The sequence below is a fragment of the Sphingobium sp. genome, from assembly GCF_033795625.1.
GTDB lineage: Bacteria > Pseudomonadota > Alphaproteobacteria > Sphingomonadales > Sphingomonadaceae > Sphingobium.
Map to the genome: position 1 here is coordinate 39,098 of NZ_JARYGI010000011.1, position 18,268 is coordinate 57,365.

An 18,268-nucleotide genomic window follows, 5' to 3' on the forward strand; every position below is an offset into this window, starting at 1 on the left:
TGGACAAATATATAGGAAACGGGGAAACTCCTAAGCATTCGACACTGGAGACTATCATGCGTTTCACGCCTGCGACTATTGCTTTGGCTGCCCTGTTCGCCACCGTCTCCAGCGTGGGCGTGAGCCAGCGGCCCGATGCGCAGATAGAGCCGCTCTCGCTCGAATGGCAGAAGAAGGGGGAAGCGGCGCAGCAGGCGGGCGACCTGAACGGTGCTACGGACGCACTGGAAACGGCGCTGGCCATCGACCCGCGCAATCGTGGCGCCTATCTCTCGCTCGGCAAGGTTGCCCGCGCGCAGGGCCTGCAGGGCAAGGCGATCCGCTATTATCGCGAGGCGCTGCTGCTCGATCCGACCGATGTTCAGGCGCTTGCGGGCCAAGGGCAGGCCATGGTCGAAAAGGGCGCGCTGGCGAAAGCACGGGAGAATCTCGCGCAGGTGAAGACCCTCTGCAAGAGCGACTGCCCCGCCGCGACGCAACTGGCCGCCGCCATCGCGAAGGGCGTGCCGCCCACGGTGCTGACGGCGAAAGAGGTCACGCCCACGCCAACCGTGGTGCCCACCGAACGGCCCTGACGTTTATCCGGACATCAGCCTGTGGCCCAGCGCCAGGGCAGCCAATAACAGGGCAAGGGCCAGGACCGCGATCAGCACCAGCACGCCGAGCATGACAAACGCACCTGAGCTATTGTCGATCCTGCTGATCAGCCACAACCCGCAGCCTGCGGCCAGGAAAACGGAATAGCGGGTTCCAAGGAAATGATGTTCGGCAAAGGCCATCGACAGGATCACCGCTGCCGAAAGCCCTGCCGTAACCCTCTTCACGCGCTGGCCTTTGCAGATGGCATTGCCCCGGCGGCACGGGCTGGGTTTGGCGGCACGATTTTCCCCTGTCCTACACGGCGACGCATCGGGTACGCATGACCTTATGTCCAACCCCTGACGCCCTGCAAGAAGCCCCGGACGCATTCCCCGCCAGCCCCGGCCCGACAGCGACAGATCGGTCGGACAGCCGAACGCCCCGCAGCTTCCGCGACGCGCTGGCGACCATGGCAAGGAACAACGGGCCGCAGCGCCTCGAGGCTGCACACACATCCCGAGCCTAGAAATCAGGCTGGCTTCGGATCATGCGAGCGATCGTGTATCGGAAAGGCGCAAGGATAATGACATCATGCACATCTCCCTTGGTCATTCGCAGCGGCAAGTCAGGGCAATATGCACAGCTGGTCGTCGTCATTCGCCGCAATCGGAGCAAGAATGCGGACCCGGTCCAACAGCCGAAAAGGAGCCGACTGGGGGGTGACGTAGTGTCACCTTTGTCACCTTCCGAGCCCCAAACACCCGAAAGCCGTAGGATTTACTTCACCCGCTGAGCACGCGCGCGACCGCCACGAACTCCGCGACCGAGAGCGTCTCCGCCCGCCGCTGCGCATCGATCCCGACCGCTTCCAGCGCAGCCAGCCCTCCGGGAAGCCCCTTCAGGCTCTGCCGCAGCATCTTGCGCCGCTGACCGAAAGCCGCGGCGGTCAGGCGCTCCAATTGTTTGAACGCGACGCCTTCGGGCTGATCGGCAGGCTCGATATGCACCACCGCCGACATCACCTTGGGCGGCGGGGTGAAGGCGCTGCGGTGGACCTTCATCGCGATCCGGGGCGCGGACCGCCACTGGCTGAGCACGGCAAGGCGGCCATAATGATCGCTATCGGGCTGCGCGACGATCCGCTCGGCGACTTCATGCTGGAACATCAGCGTCAGCGAGGCCCACCACGGCCGCCACGCCGCCGACAGCCAGCCGACCAGCAGTGCGGTGCCGACATTATAAGGGAGATTGGCGACGATATGCGCCCCTTCGCCCGCCAGTTCACGGGCGTCCATCGCCATCGCGTCGCCCTCGACGACCGTAAGCTGTCCGGGGAAGGCCGCATCCAGTTCGGCCAGAGCAGGCAGGCACCGCCGGTCCCGCTCGACCGCCACCACGCGGGCTCCCGCCCGAAGCAACGCACGCGTAAGCCCGCCGGGGCCCGGTCCGACTTCATAGGCGGTCGCGCCCTCCAGCTTGCCGGGTATGGCGGCGATCCGGTCGAGCAACTGCTCATCCAGCAGGAAGTTCTGCCCCAGCGCCTTGCTCGCCTGCAACCCGTGCGCGGCGATCACTTCCCGCAGCGGCGGCAGTTTGGGATAAGACATCAGTCGCAGGCTGAAGCGGCGTCGCGATTGCGGCGATGCAGCGCGGCGTCCCCCGCCATCCGGATCGCAGCGATCATCGCGCCGGGATTGGCCGAATTGGTGCCCGCGATGCCGAAGGCCGTGCCGTGATCGGGCGACGTGCGGATGATCGGCAGGCCCAGCGTCATATTGACGCCATCGTCGAAATGCAGCGTCTTGACGGGGATCAGCGCCTGATCGTGATACATGCACAGGCACGCATCGTACGTCTTGCGGGCGCGGGCATGGAACAGCGCGTCGGCGGCATGAGGACCGGTCACGTCTATGCCCTCGGCGCGAAGAGAGGCAATGGCAGGCGCGATGATGTCGATTTCCTCGCGTCCCAGCGCGCCTTGCTCGCCCGCGTGAGGATTGAGGCCGGTCATCACCAGCCGCGGCTTGGCAATGCCGAAGTTACGCTGCAGGCCCCTGGCCGTCGCGATCGTCCTTGCGCGGATCAGGTCGATCGTCAGCGCTGCGGGTACATCGGCGAGCGGCAGATGGATGGTGATCGGCACGACTCGCAGCGAAGGGCCAGCCAGCATCATCACCGCGTTTTCGGCCGAGACGCCGCACCGCTCGGCGATGAACTCCGTCTGGCCGGGATGCGAGAACCCGACGCCATACAACTGCGTCTTTCCCACGGGCGCCGTGACGATACCGGCGGCGGAGCCCGATCGCGCGAGACCCACGACGGCTTCCAGAGCCTGAAGCGCAGCGCGCGCGCCATCCACGCTCGCCTCGCCGGGGGTGACGGGCCCCGCATCCGTGACGCGCAGGCACGGAAGAGCATCGGGGAAAGCCTTTAGTGCATCCTCAGGGTCGGCGATCTCGCGCAACGGGCCATTCCACACCGCAGCAATCGAAGCCGGATCGCCCACGGCGAAGAAGCAGGGAAGCGCACGCGCCTCCCGCATGGTCCACGCCTTTGCAACGACCTCCGGCCCCACGCCAGCCGGATCGCCGAGCGAGATTGCGAATGGAACTGACGATGGGGAGGACATCGCCTGACCCTCAGCCATCAGTTATAATCGATCACCGCGTCGCGGCGAAGATCGCGCAGGTAGATGCGCGCGCGCTTGTTGACGCGCTCTTCTTCCATCTGCGCCTGGATCTGCTCATAGGATGGCTCTCCGGCAGCAGCGGCATCATCGCGACCGCACAGGACCAGCACGCGAACGCCGTCATCGACCGAACCGAAAGGCGGCGTCGCCTGACCGATCTGCAAGCCGAGCAGCATTTCCTGCAGAGGGGCAGGAAGGTCGCGTACCTTGACGTTGTCGTTGTCCACCACGTCCGCGCCGAGCTTCGTGCCGACATCGTTCGCCGCGCCGCAACCCTGCACCGACTTCGTCGCCGCAGCGAAAGCCGCCGCGCGGGCCGAAGCCTGTTCCTTGGTCGTGCCCTTCGGGAAGGCAATCGACAACTGCTTGAGGCTGAGCAGAGCGTCACGCGGATCGGCGGTCAGCACCTTGCGCTTGTCCATCACGTACAGCAGCGACATGCCGCCGGGAACCGGGATCGGCCCGGCGATCTGTCCGACGCTCATTTCCTGCGCTGCCTTTGCGAGTTCGTCCGGCAACTGAACCGGCCGTACCCAGCCGAGGTCGCCGCCGACAGCCGCAGTCGACGCTTCCGAAAACTGGCGCGCATAGGCGGCGAACGACCCGCCCTTGCGAATCTGATCGATGATGTTGCGCGCGTTGGCCGTAATCTGTTCGGCATTTTCCGGCGTCGCGGACAAGTAGATTTCGCCGATCCGGAATTCGTCCGTGCCTTTTGCCGCGTTCAGGCGATCCACTACCGACTTCACCTCGTCCTCGCCGACGTTCACGAACGGCTGTACGTTGCGGCGGAGCAGGCGGCTCCACGCGAGTTCGCCTTCGATCTGGCGCTTGATGCTGGCCGAAGAACTGCCCTGTTCGCGCAAATAGGCGTCGAAATCCTTCGGGCTCTTGCGGAAGTTCGCCGCAACCCGCTCATAGCTTTGTTCGATCTCGGCGCGGTCCACCTTGATGTCGTTGGCGGCGGCTTCCTGGATCTGCAGGGTCTCGTCGATCAGATTGCGCAGAACCTGGACGCGCAGGCGTTCCTTTTCCTCTTCGGCCACCTTGCCGCCATTGGCGGTGATGATGAGAGCCAGTCGCTGGTCGATGTCGGTGCCAGTGATGATCGCGCCGTTGATGACTGCCGTCGCCTTGCGGACGTTAGGATCGCTCTTGCCGAAGATCGTCATGTCCTTCGGCAGGTCCAGAGTCGACGTGGGCGCACTGCCTTCGTCGGGCACGGATTGCGCGAAAGATGATGCGCCGACCGACGCCAAAGCCAAGGCAAGAACGGAGGCCCGCAGAGCGGAAGATCGGGGCCGGCGCGCGGCAAACTCGGGACGTATCATCGGCGAACCATACTCTCCATTCTTACCCGCAGATGCCGGCGAAGATTCCGATGGCATGATGCGTCTTAACACGACCTGAGCAAGTAGATGCAGCGGCCGGGCAGCACCGATCGGGCGAAATCCACTTCATCCCTTATATGCCAAGATTGCGAAAAGCCAGCCGCAGCAGGAAAGTGTTCCCTTCACGCGCATCGCCGGTGGAACGATAATCCCGTCGCCACGTGACGCCAAACTCCAGGCAGTCATCGGCATAGGCGACGCCGATACGATGCCGTACCGGCTGATAGCCGTCCGCAGCGGAAATGGGGTCCTCGCGCGTGCCGGTCAAATCGATGACCGTCGAGCCAAACGCAGACCAGAACCGCGTGAGCTGCACCCGCCCGCCGACGCGGATTTCCTGTCGATCCTGCAGATCCTCAAGCGCCGCTGAAGCATTGCGGTTCAATCGCAGATAGCCGACCGTCGCGTAGGTCTTGCGCGTCCCGACCGTGGCGTCGACTTCGTTGCGACGTACTGCAAGGCTGTCCTTGTCCAGCCGGTAACGATGCGTGAAGCTGACGAAGTCGGTGAATTTAACGGTCGTGCGCCCTACGATATCGGACACTCTCTCCGACAACCCCGTGCCATCCGGCAGAAGGATCGGGCGCTTATCAAGGCGATAGCTCTGCCCGATGACGGTGCTCACCGACAGTTTGCTGCGGTTGAGTTGATATTCCAGGCCGTAAGTGATTCGCGTCGAATCCTCGAACCGGTCGTATCCCGAAAAGCGGTTCAGAGCGAACAGGTTGCTGTCTTCCAGATCGACGGCGCGGGCGTCTTCGTTCGGGACGGAAAGATTGGCGAGGCGTGGCGCTGCGACGATCTGAACGCGCGGCGTGATGCGCTGCGTTCCGCCAAAAGCCTCTCCAATGAATGGCCAGCGGACATCCACGGCCGCTGCGGCGATGCCTCGCGCCTGCCAGCCGGAGTCGCCCCTGTAGCTGACGGTCTGCGTCAAAGCGTTCTCGTCGCTGTGATAGACGTCGCCGCGGAGATATCCGGTAAACGTGACTTCCTGACCAAGGCCCGTCAGCTTGCGCAGGTTCCACTCGGCGCCAGCAAAGGCTCTTTGCGTGTCCTGCCCGTCCGTGCGCGTGATGGCTAGGCTGTTGGCCTGCAACTGTATCCGACCGCCAAGAACGGGATCGGCCAGGCGAAGACGATAGTCGATAATGGGCAGCGCGATCGGCACCTGCCCCTGATCATCATTCGCGCGGAGCGTTTGCGTCGCCCAGCCTGAAAGCGAGAAGTAGCTTTTCTCCCCGACACGCTCGGCCTGCAGAGTAGAGCGCAGTCGGTCGTCGCGGCTGATGTCGTAGCGTCGCAGGAAAGTACGATCGCTGGCGACGCGGATCGACCCGTTCACGTTCCATTCCGGGGTCAACTGAAACCGGCCAGTCGCATCGAAATAGCCGCGCAAATCCTTTTGCGAATCGACTGTCGGGCTGACGTTCGACGCAGGAAGGCGCGAGCCGTAGGTAGCGTAGCCGGTGATCTGATAAGCGCCCTTATCCAGCAGCGCACGATAGTTGGCGCCCACCATCGGCAAGGCATCTGAGAATATCCGCGGCGTGATCGTCAAATCGCGGTTCGGCGCAATCCGGATGTAATAGGGCAGCGAGGCTTCAAGGCCGTTCACGCGATCATATCGAAGGTCGGGTACCAGCAGGCCATTGCCTCCGCCTTCGCCGACAGGGTGTGAAAAGCCCGGCAGAGGGAGAAGCGGCAGGCCGAACAACTCGATCTTCGCATTCTTGTACGTCACGCGCTCCCGATTGGGATCATAGACGACCCTGACGGCCTTGATCTGCCAGCTTGGTTCCTTGGGACAGCCGTCGCTGTCTTGAACCGAGCAACCGGTATAAGCGGCGCGATCCAGCCGGTAGACGCCGTTAACCCGCGATGCCTTGACCGCAGCCAACCGCCCGCCGCTTTCCAGAACAAGCAGAAGGTTATCGACCAGACCGTCCTTCAGCGTATCGGTGACATCGACGCGGTCACCATAGGCGATGTTTCCTTCAGGGTCAGTGATCGAAACACTGCCATTGGCGACTACCTTGCCGGTCTTGCGTTCCCAGGTAACGCCATCCGCGCGCAGGCGATTGCCTTCACGAACCATCTGGACGTTACCCGTGGCGGTGACGACATCGCTGTTCGAGTTGTATTCCAGCTGATCTGCCGAAAATGCGATCTCCTCATCGCTCGCCGGAGTCGGAGTATCGGCGCTCGCCAAAGGGGCGGCGGGGGTGTTGAGCGTCTGCGCGACTGCGCTGGAGAACGGAACGATAGCAGCCGGAATTGCGAGGGCCCAAGACAGGCTGTGCATCGCGAACAGCGGACCGAAAGGGCGATTACGGCTTTTCATACGATATAGAACGGACTTTCCGGGGCGCTGCAGTGCAGCCTATTGCATTGCTTCGCGTCCGCCGCAATCGCCTTCGCTGTGTCGGCAGCGCCGAATTTTTGGTTGAAGCGCTTTGCCAGAGACGATCATGCGCACTATCTGTGCAGGCAATCCCCCGAGGGGGACTGTCTTTTTGCCGGCTTCCGGCTTCCTTAGTTCGCTTCGAAAGATTTATCCCTATGGACATTGCGATCAGCCCGTCTCGCCCTTCAGCCGCCGACACGCTGGTGTTCGCCATTCCCAAGGACGGCTTGACTACTTTGCCCGTCGCGGCGTCCCGGACGCTGGTGGATGGCGCGCGGGCAGCGCGGTTCAGCGGAGATGCTGGCACGACGTTCGAAAGCTTTGTGGATGAAGCGGGTGCGGTCCTTCGGGTCGTGCTGCTAGGCACTGGCAACGGAAGCGAAAGCGATCTGGAGAAAGCGGGCGGGGCGCTGACCGCGCGGCTCTCGACTTCGGGCGCCGTTCATGCCGCTGTGGAATTTCCTCTCGGCGCGAGCGGCATTTCGGCGGCGCGGCTGGCATTTGGTGCGCGCCTGCGGGGCTGGCGGATCGATCGCTATCGCACGCGCCAGTCGGAAAAGGCCAAGCCGACGCTGAACGCCGTCACCGTTGTCAGCAGAGAAGGCAACGCTGAATGGCAGCGGCTCGCCGCGGTCGCCGATGGCGTGGCGTTCACTCGTGAACTCGTGTCGGAGCCTGCGAACATCCTGTACCCTGAGAGCTTCGTGGAGCGGTGCCAGCACCTTACCGAACTCGGCGTCGAAATCACGGTGCTGGACGAAGCGCAGATGGCGGAACTCGGCATGGGTGCGCTGCTCGGCGTTGCGCAGGGCTCTCCGCGCAAGCCGCGGATCATCGCGATGCGCTGGGACGGAACCAATGGCGCACAGGCGAAACCTGTCGCGTTCGTCGGCAAAGGCGTGACCTTCGACTCCGGCGGCATTTCGCTAAAGCCAGGCGCGGGCATGGAAGACATGAAGTGGGATATGGGCGGTGCGGGCGCCGTCGCGGGTGCGATGAAGGCGCTGGCGGGACGCAAAGCCAAGGCGCATGTCGTTGGCATCTGTGGCCTTGTCGAGAACATGCCGGATGGCAATGCACAGCGTCCTGGCGATATCGTGACGTCCATGTCGGGGCAGACCATCGAAGTCCTGAACACCGATGCCGAGGGTCGGCTGGTGTTGTGCGACGTGATCACCTGGACGCAGAAGACCTTCGCTCCAGAGATCATCGTCGACCTTGCAACGCTGACCGGCGCGATGATGGTGGCGCTGGGCGATCAGCATGGCGGGCTTTTCGCGAACGATGATGGGCTGGCGGCGGACCTGAGCGCCGCTGGTGAAGCGGCAGGCGAGACGCTGTGGCGCTTCCCGATGTCCGACGCCTATAACAAGATGATCGACAGCCCGATTGCCGACATGAAGAACATCGGTCCCCGCTTTGCCGGATCGATCACCGCGGCGCAGTTCATCAAGCGCTTCGTGGACGAAGGCGTGAAATGGGCGCATCTGGATATCGCCGGAATGGTCTGGGCGGACAAGCCTGGCCCGGTTTGGGACAAGGGCGCGACCGGCTATGGCGTGCGGCTGCTCGACCGATTGGTCGCGGACAAGTTCGAGGGCTGATGCAAGTCGACTTCTACCAGCTCAGCCGCGATCCGGTGGACAGGGTGCTCCCGGCCATCGCGGCAAAAGTGCTCGCCAATGGCGGCCGCTTGCTGGTGGTTGCGGCGCAAATGGATCAGCGGGAAGCTATCTCGCAGGGCTTGTGGAGTACGGATCCTGCGAGTTTCCTGGCGCATGACTTCGCTGGCGTCGGGAACGATGCGATACAGCCGATCCTGCTTTCCGGCGAATGCAAGCCAGCCAATGATGCTCGGTTTGTCGCGCTCGCGGATGGTACTTGGCGGGACGAGGCGCTGACGTTCGACCGCGCCTTCTATTTCTTCGACCATCTCACCATCGACGGCGCACGGCAAAGCTGGCGTGCGCTGCGTGACAAGCCCGATGTCGAACCGCGTTTCTGGCGACAGGAAGGCGGCAAGTGGATGCAGGGACCCTGATTTCACTGGCTCGAATCAACAAACTTGCAGGGGCGGCTCTGCGCCGCTAAAGGGCGCCGACCTTATCATTCCCGCATTTCTCGGAGTTTCATCGCCATGGCCGCGACCCGTACTTTCTCGATCATCAAGCCGGACGCTACGCGCCGCAACCTGACGGGCGCCGTCACCAAAATGCTGGAAGAAGCGGGCTTGCGCGTCGTCGCCTCCAAGCGTATCCAGATGACCAAGGAGCAGGCGGAGGGCTTCTACGCCGTCCATAGCGAACGCCCCTTTTTCAACGATCTCGTGACCTTCATGATCTCCGGCCCCGTGGTCGTGCAGGTCCTGGAAGGCGAAGACGCCGTGAAGCGCAACCGCGACATCATGGGCGCAACCAACCCGGAAAATGCCGAGCCCGGCACGATCCGCAAGGAACTGGCCGAATCGATCGAAGCCAATTCCGTCCATGGCTCCGACAGCGAAGAAAATGCCGCGACTGAAATCGCTTATTTCTTCAAGCCGGAAGAAATCGTCGGCTGAATTTGCTGGACGCAACTGACACCGCGCCCCGCATAAGGGCCTGTAACGCCGCCGACGCAGCGATGCTCTCGCTGATCGGCGGCGCGACGTTTCTTGAGACCTTTGGTGACAGCATCGATGCCGCGAATCTGCTGGCTCATGCACAGGGGCCGCACGGCGTCGCTTATTATCAGAAGCTTCTCGCCGATACCGCTGAGACGCGGTGCTGGCTTGCCGAACTGCCAGTGACTGACGCGCCGGTGGGCTATCAGGTGCTCACCACGTCCGACTTGCCGCAAGCAGAGCCGGGCGACATCGAGTTGAAGCGCATCTACATCTTCTCGCGCTATCATGGCGGCGGCCTTGCCCGGCGCATGGTGGAGGTCGCCACGGCGGCGGCGCAGGCGATGGGCAAGCGCAGGATGCTGCTTGGCGTTTATGGTGAGAACCACCGCGCCATTGCCTTCTATCGCAAAGCCGGGTTCGAGATCATTGGCGAGCGCGAATTCGTCGTGGGCAGACAGCTGTTCCACGACAAGGTCATGGTGCGGCCACTCGACTAAAACTCGTCGGCTATATCCAGCATCTTCGTCAGCCGCTTCGGCGCGGAGAGTCGCCAGCTCTTGCTCAGCCACTCGGCCAGATGCTCCCAGTCGTTGTTGCCCTGGTCGAGCCGTATGCCGATCCAGTTGAACGGCCCGAGATAGGCGGGCCGGTAATAGAGGTCCGGATCACGGTCGATCAGCATCGCCTGCTCCTCCGCCCCGCTGGCCTTGACCAACAGCCCAATGGTGCCGTCCTGATGATGATTGGCAGTAAAATAGGCGAAGAACTTACCGCCTGTGACGAAGAAACCGGGGCTTCCATGCGAGGCCTTCTCTTCGGCATCCGGAAGCGCGAGCGCCAGTTCGCGCACCTTGCCCAACAGCCAGTCGGGATTGCGCTCCCTGCCGACAAATTCGGCAAGAACCTTGGGGTAAAGTTGATGCTCCGCGAACATGATTCGGGTGGCCAGGCTGTCGGCTGTTTCACCGGGGGTGATCGTCACGGGTATCTGACCGAGGACAGGGCCATCATCCAATTCCGCCGTCACCAGATGGACGGAGCAGCCTCCATGGCTGTCACCCGCGGCAATGGCGCGAGCGTGCGTGTCGAGCCCCTTATACCTGGGTAGAAGCGAAGGATGGATGTTGAGCATCCGGCCTTCCCATCGCGCCACGAACCCCGCCGACAGGATGCGCATATAGCCTGCGAGCGCGACATACTCGGCTTGGGCGGCGCGTAGCTGGTCGTCCATGATGGCATCGAAGGATGCCCGGTCCAGTCCTTTGTGGCTATGCCCGAATGTGGAGACGCCTTCCGCTGCTGCCAGAGCAAGCCCCGGCGCATCGGGATCATTCGACGCCACCAGCACGACCTCATAGGGACTGTCCGGCAAACGCGAGGCATAGAGCAGCGCCATCATGTTGGAGCCGCGCCCGGATATCAGGATGGCAACTTTGGCCTTGGTCATGTGCCCCCACTCGCCCTTTGCAGGCGATCAGCCCTTGTGCGTCGCGACCCAGTCGGCCTTGGCGCTCCACGTCTCCACTGCCCCGCGCACGGTACAGCCCTTCTCGCCAGCCTCGATATGGCCGATCCGGTGTACCGTTTCGCTCTCTGCTTCGAGCTCCGCTTTGACGGCGTCTGCCTGGGCTTCATCCACCGCGAGCACCATGCCGATGCCGCAGTTGAAGGTACGCGCCATTTCCTCGGGCTCAATATTCCCTTGCGCCTGGAGGAATGCCATCAGCCGCGATTGCGCCCACGAATCCGCATCGACCACGGCATGACTGCCTTCCGGCAACACGCGCGGAATGTTTTCGAGCAGCCCGCCGCCAGTGATATGGGCGAGTGCATTGATCTTTCCCGAGCGCACCAGCGGCAGCAGCGATTTCACATAGATGCGTGTCGGCGCCATCAGCGCGTCGATCAGTATCACCTCATTGTCGAACAGCGCCGGGCGGTCGAGCTTCCAGCCTTTGTCGGCAGCAAGGCGGCGGACGAGCGAGAAGCCATTGGAATGCACGCCGGAAGACGCGAGCCCGAGCAGCACATTGCCCGGCGCAACCCGCGATCCCGTCAGCGCCTGCGACCGCTCGACCGCCCCGACACAAAAGCCCGCGAGGTCATAGTCGCCCGGCGCATACATGCCCGGCATCTCGGCGGTCTCGCCGCCGATCAGTGCGCAGCCGGCGATGCGGCACCCTTCCGCTATGCCCGCGATGACGCGTTCCGCAACGCCGCTCTCCAGCTTCCCGGTGGCGTAGTAATCGAGGAAGAACAGCGGTTCCGCGCCCTGCACGATGAGGTCGTTGGCGCACATGGCGACAAGGTCGATCCCGACGCCATCATGGCGGTCGTGATCGATGGCAAGCTTCAGCTTGGTGCCCACGCCGTCATTGGCCGCGACCAGCAACGGATCGCTGTAGCCAGCGGCCTTCAAGTCGAAGAAGCCGCCGAAGCCGCCCAGTTCAGCGTCCGCTCCGGGGCGGCGGGTCGCTTTCGCAAGCGGCGCGATCGCGCGCACCAGGGCATTGCCCGCGGCAATATCGACGCCTGCTTTGGCGTAGCTATAGGATGTGTCGTCGCTCATGGGCATCAGCGCCTAGTGATCTCACCGATTTTATCAAGGGACTTGGCTCTTGGCTTCGCAGGCAAATGCCGCCAAAAGGACGCCGTGACCCTGACATTGCCCCAAATTCGTCCCATTCATTTCGTGATCGTGCTGCTGCTGGGGCTGGCGGCGGCCATCCTCGTGGCGCAGATCGAAGGCGAGCGGGGCGTTCCGCCGATCGCGAGCGGCGGCGATTTCGAGGTCAGCAGCGTCAAGGTCGATGTTGCCGCAGCCAATGCCGATGCGGCGCGCTATGCAGGCTGGCGGCAGGCGCAGCGACTGGCGTGGAAGATGCTTTGGACTCGCACCAATGGCGGCACGGGGGTTCCCACGCTCTCCGATTCGCAGCTTGAGGCCATCGTCTCGGGTATCGAGGTGCAATCCGAACAGGCGGGGCCTACCCGCTACATAGCGACGCTGGGCGTGCTGTTCGACCGCGCGAGGGCCGGGCAGATTCTGGGCGTGCAGGGCCGGACCATGCATTCGCCGCCGCTGCTGGTGATCCCAATCCTGTGGCAGGGCGGCACGGCGACGTCTTATGAGACTATCAATGAGTGGCAGAAGGGCTGGGCGCGCTTTCGTACTGGGGACAGCGCGATCGATTATGTCCGTGTCGCAGGAACGGCGGCAGACCCGCTGCTGCTCAATGCGGCGCAGACGGGCCGCCGGAGCCGTAACTGGTGGCGCGTGCTGCTCGACCAATATGGTGCGGCCGACGTGGTGATTCCGATCGCGCGTATCGAGCGGCAGTGGCCCGGTGGGCCTGCACTCGGGCACTTTACCGCCCGCTATGGGCCGGACAATGCACTGATCGGCAGCTTTTCGCTTCGGGCTTCCAATGAAGCGGCGATACCGCAGATGATCGATCAGGCGATCCAGCGCATGGACGGCCTTTACACGCAGGCCCTGCTGGAAGGCACATTGCGGCCCGATCCATCGCTGATCATCGAGGAGCCGGTCGATGAAGATGCGCTTGCGATCGAGAATGGAAGCGAGGCCGCAGTCGACGCGTTCGACGTGCCTCCGGCAGTGCCCGGCGTAGGCTCCTTCCAGGTTCAATATGACACGCCCAACGTCGCTTCGGTAAGCCAGAGCGAGGCGGCCTTGCGCGGTATCCCTGGCGTGCAGTCCGCGGCCACCAACAGCCTTGCGCTTGGCGGAACCTCCGTCATGTCCGTGACGTATCTGGGCACGGTCGATGCTCTGCGTACCGCCCTGCAGGGCCGGGGCTATACCGTCACCACAGCGGGCAACACGTTGCGGATCAGCCGCAGGGGAGCGACTGCGGCACCCGCGCCATGAGCCAGATCAGCCTGCCTTTCGACTGGAGCGGCCATAGCGCCGCGGCCAGCGACAGCTTTATCGTCAGTGAAGCCAATCAGCTGGCCGTCAGGCACCTTGAGGGATGGCGAGACTGGCCGATGCAGGTGAGCGTCTTGTCGGGTCCGCCGCGATCCGGCCGGTCCACGCTGGGACGCCAGTTTGCGAAACTGTCAGGTGGGACCGTCATCGACGACGCCGAAGGGGTGGGGGAAGAGCTTCTCTTTCATGCCTGGAATCGCGCGCAGCTGGAGCGGCGGCCACTGCTGCTGATCGCGCAGGCGTCGCCGAAGGACTGGACGGTGGCACTTCCCGACTTTCGCTCCCGGCTTCTCGCCGTTCCGCATGTTCGCATCGAAGAGCCGGACGACTCGCTGGTTCAGGCGCTGATCGAACGCGGACTGGTCGAAGGTGGGGCGCTGTGGGCTTCGGATGTGCCGGAGTGGCTGTATCGTCGGATCGAGCGGAGCTATGGCGCGGTGGCCGAGGTGCTCGGCTGTCTGCAGAGCGCAGCATTGTCACGCGGGCGAAAGATTTCAGTGCCATTCGCAAAAGAGGCTCTCCAAAATGCTGGATTTCTGCCTATAATCTGGGCCGATCCGGAACCGTGAGCCCGCAACCTGCAGCAACGCAAAAGGAAGTCCTTGTGGCCGAAGCCGATCTGTCCACAAGCCTGGCGCCAGCGCCGCAGCGCTACTTCAACCGCGAATTGAGCTGGTTGAGCTTCAATCAGCGGGTGCTGGAAGAAGCGATGAACCCGGCGCATCCCTTGCTGGAGCGGCTGCGGTTCCTGTCGATTTCCGGCGCCAATCTCGATGAGTTCTTTTCCGTCCGAGTGGCGGGCCTTAAGGGGCAACAGCTGCAGGATGTCGATCTGCGCTCTGCCGATGGGCTGACGCCCGCGCAGCAGCTGGGCGCGATTGCGCAGGAAACGGACAGGTTGATGTCGGCGCAGCAGCGCGTCTGGCACAAGCTGAACCAGGAACTGGCCGAAGTCGGTATCGAGGTCATCGGCAGCGACGGCAGCATGGGCACCAAGGCGGACGAATGGCTCGCCAACCATTTCCTGACGCAGATCTTCCCTATATTGACGCCGCAGGCTCTGGACCCGGCGCATCCCTTCCCGTTCATTCCCAATCAGGGCCTGTCGATCGTCTTCGATCTGGTGCGCCTGTCCGACAAGCAGCCGATTCGCGAACTCGTGATGATCCCGGCGACATTGGCCCGGTTCGTGCGCGTTCCGGGCGAGCCGGCGCGCTATATGGCGCTGGAGGCAGTGATCCGCCGTTTCTGCGACAAGCTGTTCCCCGGCTACAAGGTCAAGGACAGCGGCGTGTTCCGTATCATCCGGGACAGCGACATCGAAATCGAGGAAGAGGCGGAGGATCTGGTCCGCTACTTCCGCAGCGCCATCAAGCGGCGGCGTCGCGGTCGCGTGATCCGGCTGGAAGTGGAGCAGGGCATTCCCGCAGCGGTCGAGGATATGTTGCAGGACATGCTGCAGGGACACGAGTCGATCATTGCCGAGATCGACGGGTTCGTGGGCATCGGCGACTTGTCCGGCATCGTCGACGAAGACCGTCCCGACCTCAAGTTCGAGCCTTATGCGCCGCGCTTCCCCGAGCGTATTCGCGAATATGGCGGCGATTGTTTCGCGGCGATCCGGGCGAAGGACATCGTCGTTCACCACCCTTATGAGAGCTTCGACGTGGTGGTCGCCTTCCTCAAGCAGGCGGCGGGCGATCCCGACGTGGTGGCGATCAAGCAGACGCTCTATCGCGCCGGCAAGCAGTCCGCCGTCATCCGCGCGCTGATCGATGCGGCCGAGGCGGGCAAGTCGGTGACGGCGGTAGTCGAGCTGAAAGCCCGGTTCGACGAAGAGCAGAACCTTCTCTGGGCAAGCGCGCTGGAGCGGGCGGGGGTGCAGGTCGTCTACGGCTTCATCGACTGGAAGACGCACGCCAAGATTTCGATGGTGGTGCGGCGTGAGGGCGAGCAGTTCCGCACCTACTGCCATTTCGGCACTGGCAATTATCACCCGGTTACGGCGCGGATCTATACTGATCTCAGCTTCTTCACGGCCGATCCGCGATTGGGGCGCGATGCCGCGTCGCTGTTCAATTACATCACCGGCTATGTCGAGCCGCAGCATCTGGAAAAGCTCATCATGTCGCCGCGCGATCTGCGCGACCGCCTGTGCCAACTGATCGAGGCGGAAGTCGCGCATGTGCGGGAGGGGCGGCCCGGCACGATCTGGGCGAAGATGAACTCGCTGGTCGATCCCGCTATCATCGAGAAGCTGTATGCCGCCAGCAATGCAGGCGTGCATATCGAACTGGTGGTGCGGGGTATCTGCTGCCTGCGCCCGGGCGTTCCGGGGCTGTCGGAGAATATCCGCGTGAAGTCGGTCGTCGGCCGCTTTCTGGAGCATAGCCGCATCACGGTGTTCGGGAACGGCAAGCCGCTGCCCAATAACGAGGCGCGGGTGTTCATCAGCTCGGCGGACTGGATGCCGCGTAACTTCGATCGGCGCGTCGAATATATGCTGCCGGTCGACAATGAGACGGTGCATGACCAGATCCTCGATCAGGTGATGGTCGCGAACCTGATCGACAATGAGCAGAGCTGGGAACTGGACAGCGAGGGGCGTTACCATCGGCTGGAGCCCGGCGAGCGGCCGTTCAACCTGCATCGCTACTTCATGACCAACCCGTCGCTCTCCGGGCGTGGCGCGTCGATGCAGAGCAGCGATGCGGTGCCGACGCTCAGCCTGCGGCGGCGTAGCTGATCCATGGCATCCATGCTTACGTTGCTGCGATCGGCAGCCACTCGCGATGCTGCCGGGGCGGCGGTCGCGTCGCGTTCGGCGATTATCGACATCGGATCGAACAGCGTGCGTCTGGTCGTCTATGACGGTCCGCAGCGCATTCCCTTCATCCTGTTCAACGAGAAGGTCATGGCGGGCCTCGGCGCGTCGCTGAGCAAGACCGGCGCGATCGAGGCAGGGGCGATGAAGCGGACATTGGCCGCGCTCGCCCGGTACAAGCATTTGTGCGGGGAGATGGGCGTGGCGAAGCTGCGCTGCGTCGCCACGGCAGCGGTGCGGGATGCGAGTAATGGACCGGAGTTGCTGCGTCGGGCAGCGGCAGTCGGTCTGGAGGTCGAGCTGCTTTCAGGCGCGCAGGAGGGTGCCGCTTCGGGATATGGCGTGCTGTCGGCGATCCCCGAGGCGAACGGCATCGTCGGCGATCTGGGCGGCGGGAGCCTTGAGCTGGTGCGCATCCGCGATGGCGAGGTGCATGAGATCACGTCGCTGCCCCTCGGCGTGCTGCGGCTTCCGGAGGTGCGCGCCAAGGGGCGTGGCGCACTGGATCGGCATGTTGCCAAGCTGCTTAAGAAGGCGGGCTGGGACGGCGTGGAGCCGGGCCTGCCTTTCTATCTGGTGGGCGGCTCGTGGCGGTCGCTGGCGCGGCTGGACATGCACCTCAATCACTTCGCGCTGCCGGTGATCCACCACTACGAAATGCCCGCGGCGAGGGCCGCGCATCTGGTGCGCGTGACGAGCCAGATGCACCGCGAGACGCTGAAGGCCGTGCCCGCGATCACCGGCAGCCGCATCCCCACGCTGCCGGGGGCGGCGGCGCTGCTGTCAGTGATGGTGCGGCAGTTGCAGAGCAGCCGGTTGATCGTCTCGGCCTATGGCCTGCGCGAGGGATTGCTGTTCGAGGCTTTGCCCAGGGATGTGCGGCAGGAAGATCCGTTGCTGGCGGCGGTAGAGGCGGAAGGCGAGGCGCAGGGACGCTTTGCCGGGCATGGCGACGTCATCGAGAACTGGATCGCGCCGCTGTTCCTTGAGGATGGCGCGAAGTGGCGGCGGATCAGGCGGGCGGCGTGCCTGCTGGCGGACGTGGGCTGGCGCGCGAACCCCGACTTCCGGTCGGAGCGGGGTGTGGAGATCGCGCTGCATGGCAACTGGGTCGGCATCGATGTCGAGGGGCGGGCGATGCTGGCGCAGGCGCTGCACAGCAACTTCGGCGGCGGCTTGCAGGTGCCCGAGGAACTGACGCGGCTCGCTGGGGCGGAGGCGCTGCGGCGTGCGGCTTTGTGGGGCATGGCGATCCGGTTGGGGCAGCGGCTGTCGGGCGGCGTCGAGGGGCCGTTGCAGGGTGGGCGGCTGGACGCGGATGGCGCGACGCTGACGCTGGTGCTCGCCGAGCCCCATGCGAACCTGTATGGCGAGGCCGTTGAGCGTCGCCTGCGGAACCTCGCTCAGGCGCTCGGGCTGAAGCACCGGATGGAAGTCGAGGCGTAACGGCCGAGGCGCTGAGAGCTTTTCTTGGCTCGGAAGGTGACAAAGGTGACACTACGTCACCCCCCGGTTGGGGCGTTTTCGGGTGTTGGCGTGCAGGATGATCCGCGGTGCCGAGGAGGCGTTCGGCAAGGTTTGGGCTCCTGCGAAAACAGGCGCGCAGGTAGTGATGAATGTCGCATTGCCGTCCTCCATTCGTTACGCTCGCCAATGTCCTGGTGCCGCGCTTGATCGCCCGTGCCATAGTGCAGTCAGGGGCCCCTCGCTCTGGGCGCACACATGGATGTAGCGGCTGCGGCGGGTTGTAGGACAGGAGAATGTCGGTTCATCATTGCCAGATGCGTGCGTTGCGGGGCATCCTGTGACTGCCCGAAGCTA

The 18,268-nt window shown here is 63.7% G+C and carries 16 protein-coding genes; 9 read left to right on the forward strand and 7 right to left on the reverse strand.

Going from position 1 to position 18,268, the window contains the following annotated elements:
• Positions 1-56: 56 nt before the first annotated feature.
• Positions 57-575 (forward strand): tetratricopeptide repeat protein, encoded by a 519-nt coding sequence (locus tag QHC67_RS07675; RefSeq protein WP_319292894.1) that lies wholly within the window; start codon positions 57-59, stop codon positions 573-575.
• 3 nt (positions 576-578) lie between these two features.
• Here the strand turns inward: QHC67_RS07675 and QHC67_RS07680 are convergent, their stop codons facing one another.
• The 5 genes from QHC67_RS07680 to QHC67_RS07700 all read right to left on the reverse strand — a co-directional run bounded on the left by QHC67_RS07680 (position 579) and on the right by QHC67_RS07700 (position 6,964).
• Positions 579-824 (reverse strand): hypothetical protein, encoded by a 246-nt coding sequence (locus tag QHC67_RS07680; RefSeq protein WP_319292896.1) that lies wholly within the window; start codon positions 822-824, stop codon positions 579-581.
• Positions 825-1,361: 537 nt separating this feature from the next.
• Positions 1,362-2,186, reverse strand: a complete 825-nt coding sequence (gene rsmA / locus QHC67_RS07685; RefSeq protein WP_319292898.1) for a 16S rRNA (adenine(1518)-N(6)/adenine(1519)-N(6))-dimethyltransferase RsmA — start codon at positions 2,184-2,186, stop codon at positions 1,362-1,364.
• Positions 2,186-3,208, reverse strand: a complete 1,023-nt coding sequence (gene pdxA / locus QHC67_RS07690) for a 4-hydroxythreonine-4-phosphate dehydrogenase PdxA (RefSeq protein ID WP_319292900.1) — start codon at positions 3,206-3,208, stop codon at positions 2,186-2,188. The genes rsmA and pdxA overlap by 1 nt, the downstream gene beginning before the upstream one ends.
• A gap of 17 nt (positions 3,209-3,225) precedes the next feature.
• The gene (locus QHC67_RS07695) at positions 3,226-4,599 is read right to left on the reverse strand and encodes a peptidylprolyl isomerase (RefSeq protein ID WP_319292902.1); all 1,374 of its coding nucleotides are present in this window, start codon (positions 4,597-4,599) and stop codon (positions 3,226-3,228) included.
• A 133-nt stretch (positions 4,600-4,732) separates the two neighbouring features.
• Positions 4,733-6,964, reverse strand: coding sequence for an LPS-assembly protein LptD (locus tag QHC67_RS07700; protein WP_319293033.1), 2,232 nt, complete (start codon positions 6,962-6,964; stop codon positions 4,733-4,735).
• A 257-nt stretch (positions 6,965-7,221) separates the two neighbouring features.
• On the opposite strand from QHC67_RS07700, the gene QHC67_RS07705 reads away from it, so the two are divergent.
• From QHC67_RS07705 to QHC67_RS07720, 4 genes are all read left to right on the forward strand, one after another.
• Complete coding sequence (locus QHC67_RS07705) at positions 7,222-8,670, forward strand: leucyl aminopeptidase (protein ID WP_319292904.1); 1,449 nt, start codon at positions 7,222-7,224, stop codon at positions 8,668-8,670.
• Positions 8,670-9,107, forward strand: coding sequence for a DNA polymerase III subunit chi (locus tag QHC67_RS07710; protein WP_319292905.1), 438 nt, complete (start codon positions 8,670-8,672; stop codon positions 9,105-9,107). The genes QHC67_RS07705 and QHC67_RS07710 overlap by 1 nt, the downstream gene beginning before the upstream one ends.
• A 96-nt stretch (positions 9,108-9,203) precedes the next feature.
• Positions 9,204-9,626 carry a nucleoside-diphosphate kinase gene (ndk, locus tag QHC67_RS07715; RefSeq protein ID WP_319292907.1) on the forward strand — a complete coding sequence of 141 codons (423 nt, stop codon included), beginning with the start codon at positions 9,204-9,206 and terminating at the stop codon, positions 9,624-9,626.
• 2 nt (positions 9,627-9,628) lie between these two features.
• On the forward strand, positions 9,629-10,168 hold the full coding sequence (locus QHC67_RS07720; protein WP_319292909.1) for an N-acetyltransferase: 540 nt from the start codon (positions 9,629-9,631) through the stop codon (positions 10,166-10,168).
• On the opposite strand, the gene purN is transcribed toward QHC67_RS07720, so the two are convergent.
• Positions 10,165-11,118 carry a phosphoribosylglycinamide formyltransferase gene (gene purN / locus QHC67_RS07725; RefSeq protein WP_319292911.1) on the reverse strand — a complete coding sequence of 318 codons (954 nt, stop codon included), beginning with the start codon at positions 11,116-11,118 and terminating at the stop codon, positions 10,165-10,167. The genes QHC67_RS07720 and purN overlap by 4 nt on opposite strands.
• 27 nt (positions 11,119-11,145) lie before the next feature.
• Positions 11,146-12,240, reverse strand: a complete 1,095-nt coding sequence (purM, locus tag QHC67_RS07730) for a phosphoribosylformylglycinamidine cyclo-ligase (protein WP_319292913.1) — start codon at positions 12,238-12,240, stop codon at positions 11,146-11,148.
• Positions 12,241-12,324: 84 nt separating this feature from the next.
• On the opposite strand from purM, the gene QHC67_RS07735 reads away from it, so the two are divergent.
• From QHC67_RS07735 to QHC67_RS07750, 4 genes are read left to right on the forward strand one after another with little or no spacing between them, the layout of a single operon-like run.
• Positions 12,325-13,563: a heavy-metal-associated domain-containing protein gene (locus tag QHC67_RS07735; RefSeq protein WP_319292915.1), complete on the forward strand. Its 1,239-nt coding sequence runs from the start codon at positions 12,325-12,327 to the stop codon at positions 13,561-13,563.
• Complete coding sequence (locus tag QHC67_RS07740) at positions 13,560-14,192, forward strand: HdaA/DnaA family protein (protein WP_319292917.1); 633 nt, start codon at positions 13,560-13,562, stop codon at positions 14,190-14,192. The genes QHC67_RS07735 and QHC67_RS07740 overlap by 4 nt, the downstream gene beginning before the upstream one ends.
• A 35-nt stretch (positions 14,193-14,227) precedes the next feature.
• Entirely contained in the window at positions 14,228-16,369 is a 2,142-nt protein-coding gene (locus tag QHC67_RS07745) for an RNA degradosome polyphosphate kinase (RefSeq protein ID WP_319292919.1), read from the forward strand.
• A 3-nt stretch (positions 16,370-16,372) separates the two neighbouring features.
• Positions 16,373-17,893 carry a Ppx/GppA family phosphatase gene (locus tag QHC67_RS07750; RefSeq protein WP_319292921.1) on the forward strand — a complete coding sequence of 507 codons (1,521 nt, stop codon included), beginning with the start codon at positions 16,373-16,375 and terminating at the stop codon, positions 17,891-17,893.
• Positions 17,894-18,268 lie beyond the last annotated feature (375 nt).

Coding starts and splice junctions, on each gene's coding strand:
- ndk (WP_319292907.1), top strand. CDS start 9,204: ATGGCCGCGACCCGTACTTTCTCGATCATCAAGCCGGACGCTACGCGC.
- QHC67_RS07700 (WP_319293033.1), bottom strand. CDS start 6,964: ATGCACAGCCTGTCTTGGGCCCTCGCAATTCCGGCTGCTATCGTTCCG.
- QHC67_RS07675 (WP_319292894.1), top strand. CDS start 57: ATGCGTTTCACGCCTGCGACTATTGCTTTGGCTGCCCTGTTCGCCACC.
- QHC67_RS07710 (WP_319292905.1), top strand. CDS start 8,670: ATGCAAGTCGACTTCTACCAGCTCAGCCGCGATCCGGTGGACAGGGTG.
- purN (WP_319292911.1), bottom strand. CDS start 11,118: ATGACCAAGGCCAAAGTTGCCATCCTGATATCCGGGCGCGGCTCCAAC.
- rsmA (WP_319292898.1), bottom strand. CDS start 2,186: ATGTCTTATCCCAAACTGCCGCCGCTGCGGGAAGTGATCGCCGCGCAC.
- QHC67_RS07695 (WP_319292902.1), bottom strand. CDS start 4,599: ATGATACGTCCCGAGTTTGCCGCGCGCCGGCCCCGATCTTCCGCTCTG.
- purM (WP_319292913.1), bottom strand. CDS start 12,240: ATGAGCGACGACACATCCTATAGCTACGCCAAAGCAGGCGTCGATATT.
- QHC67_RS07740 (WP_319292917.1), top strand. CDS start 13,560: ATGAGCCAGATCAGCCTGCCTTTCGACTGGAGCGGCCATAGCGCCGCG.
- QHC67_RS07705 (WP_319292904.1), top strand. CDS start 7,222: ATGGACATTGCGATCAGCCCGTCTCGCCCTTCAGCCGCCGACACGCTG.
- pdxA (WP_319292900.1), bottom strand. CDS start 3,208: ATGTCCTCCCCATCGTCAGTTCCATTCGCAATCTCGCTCGGCGATCCG.
- QHC67_RS07750 (WP_319292921.1), top strand. CDS start 16,373: ATGGCATCCATGCTTACGTTGCTGCGATCGGCAGCCACTCGCGATGCT.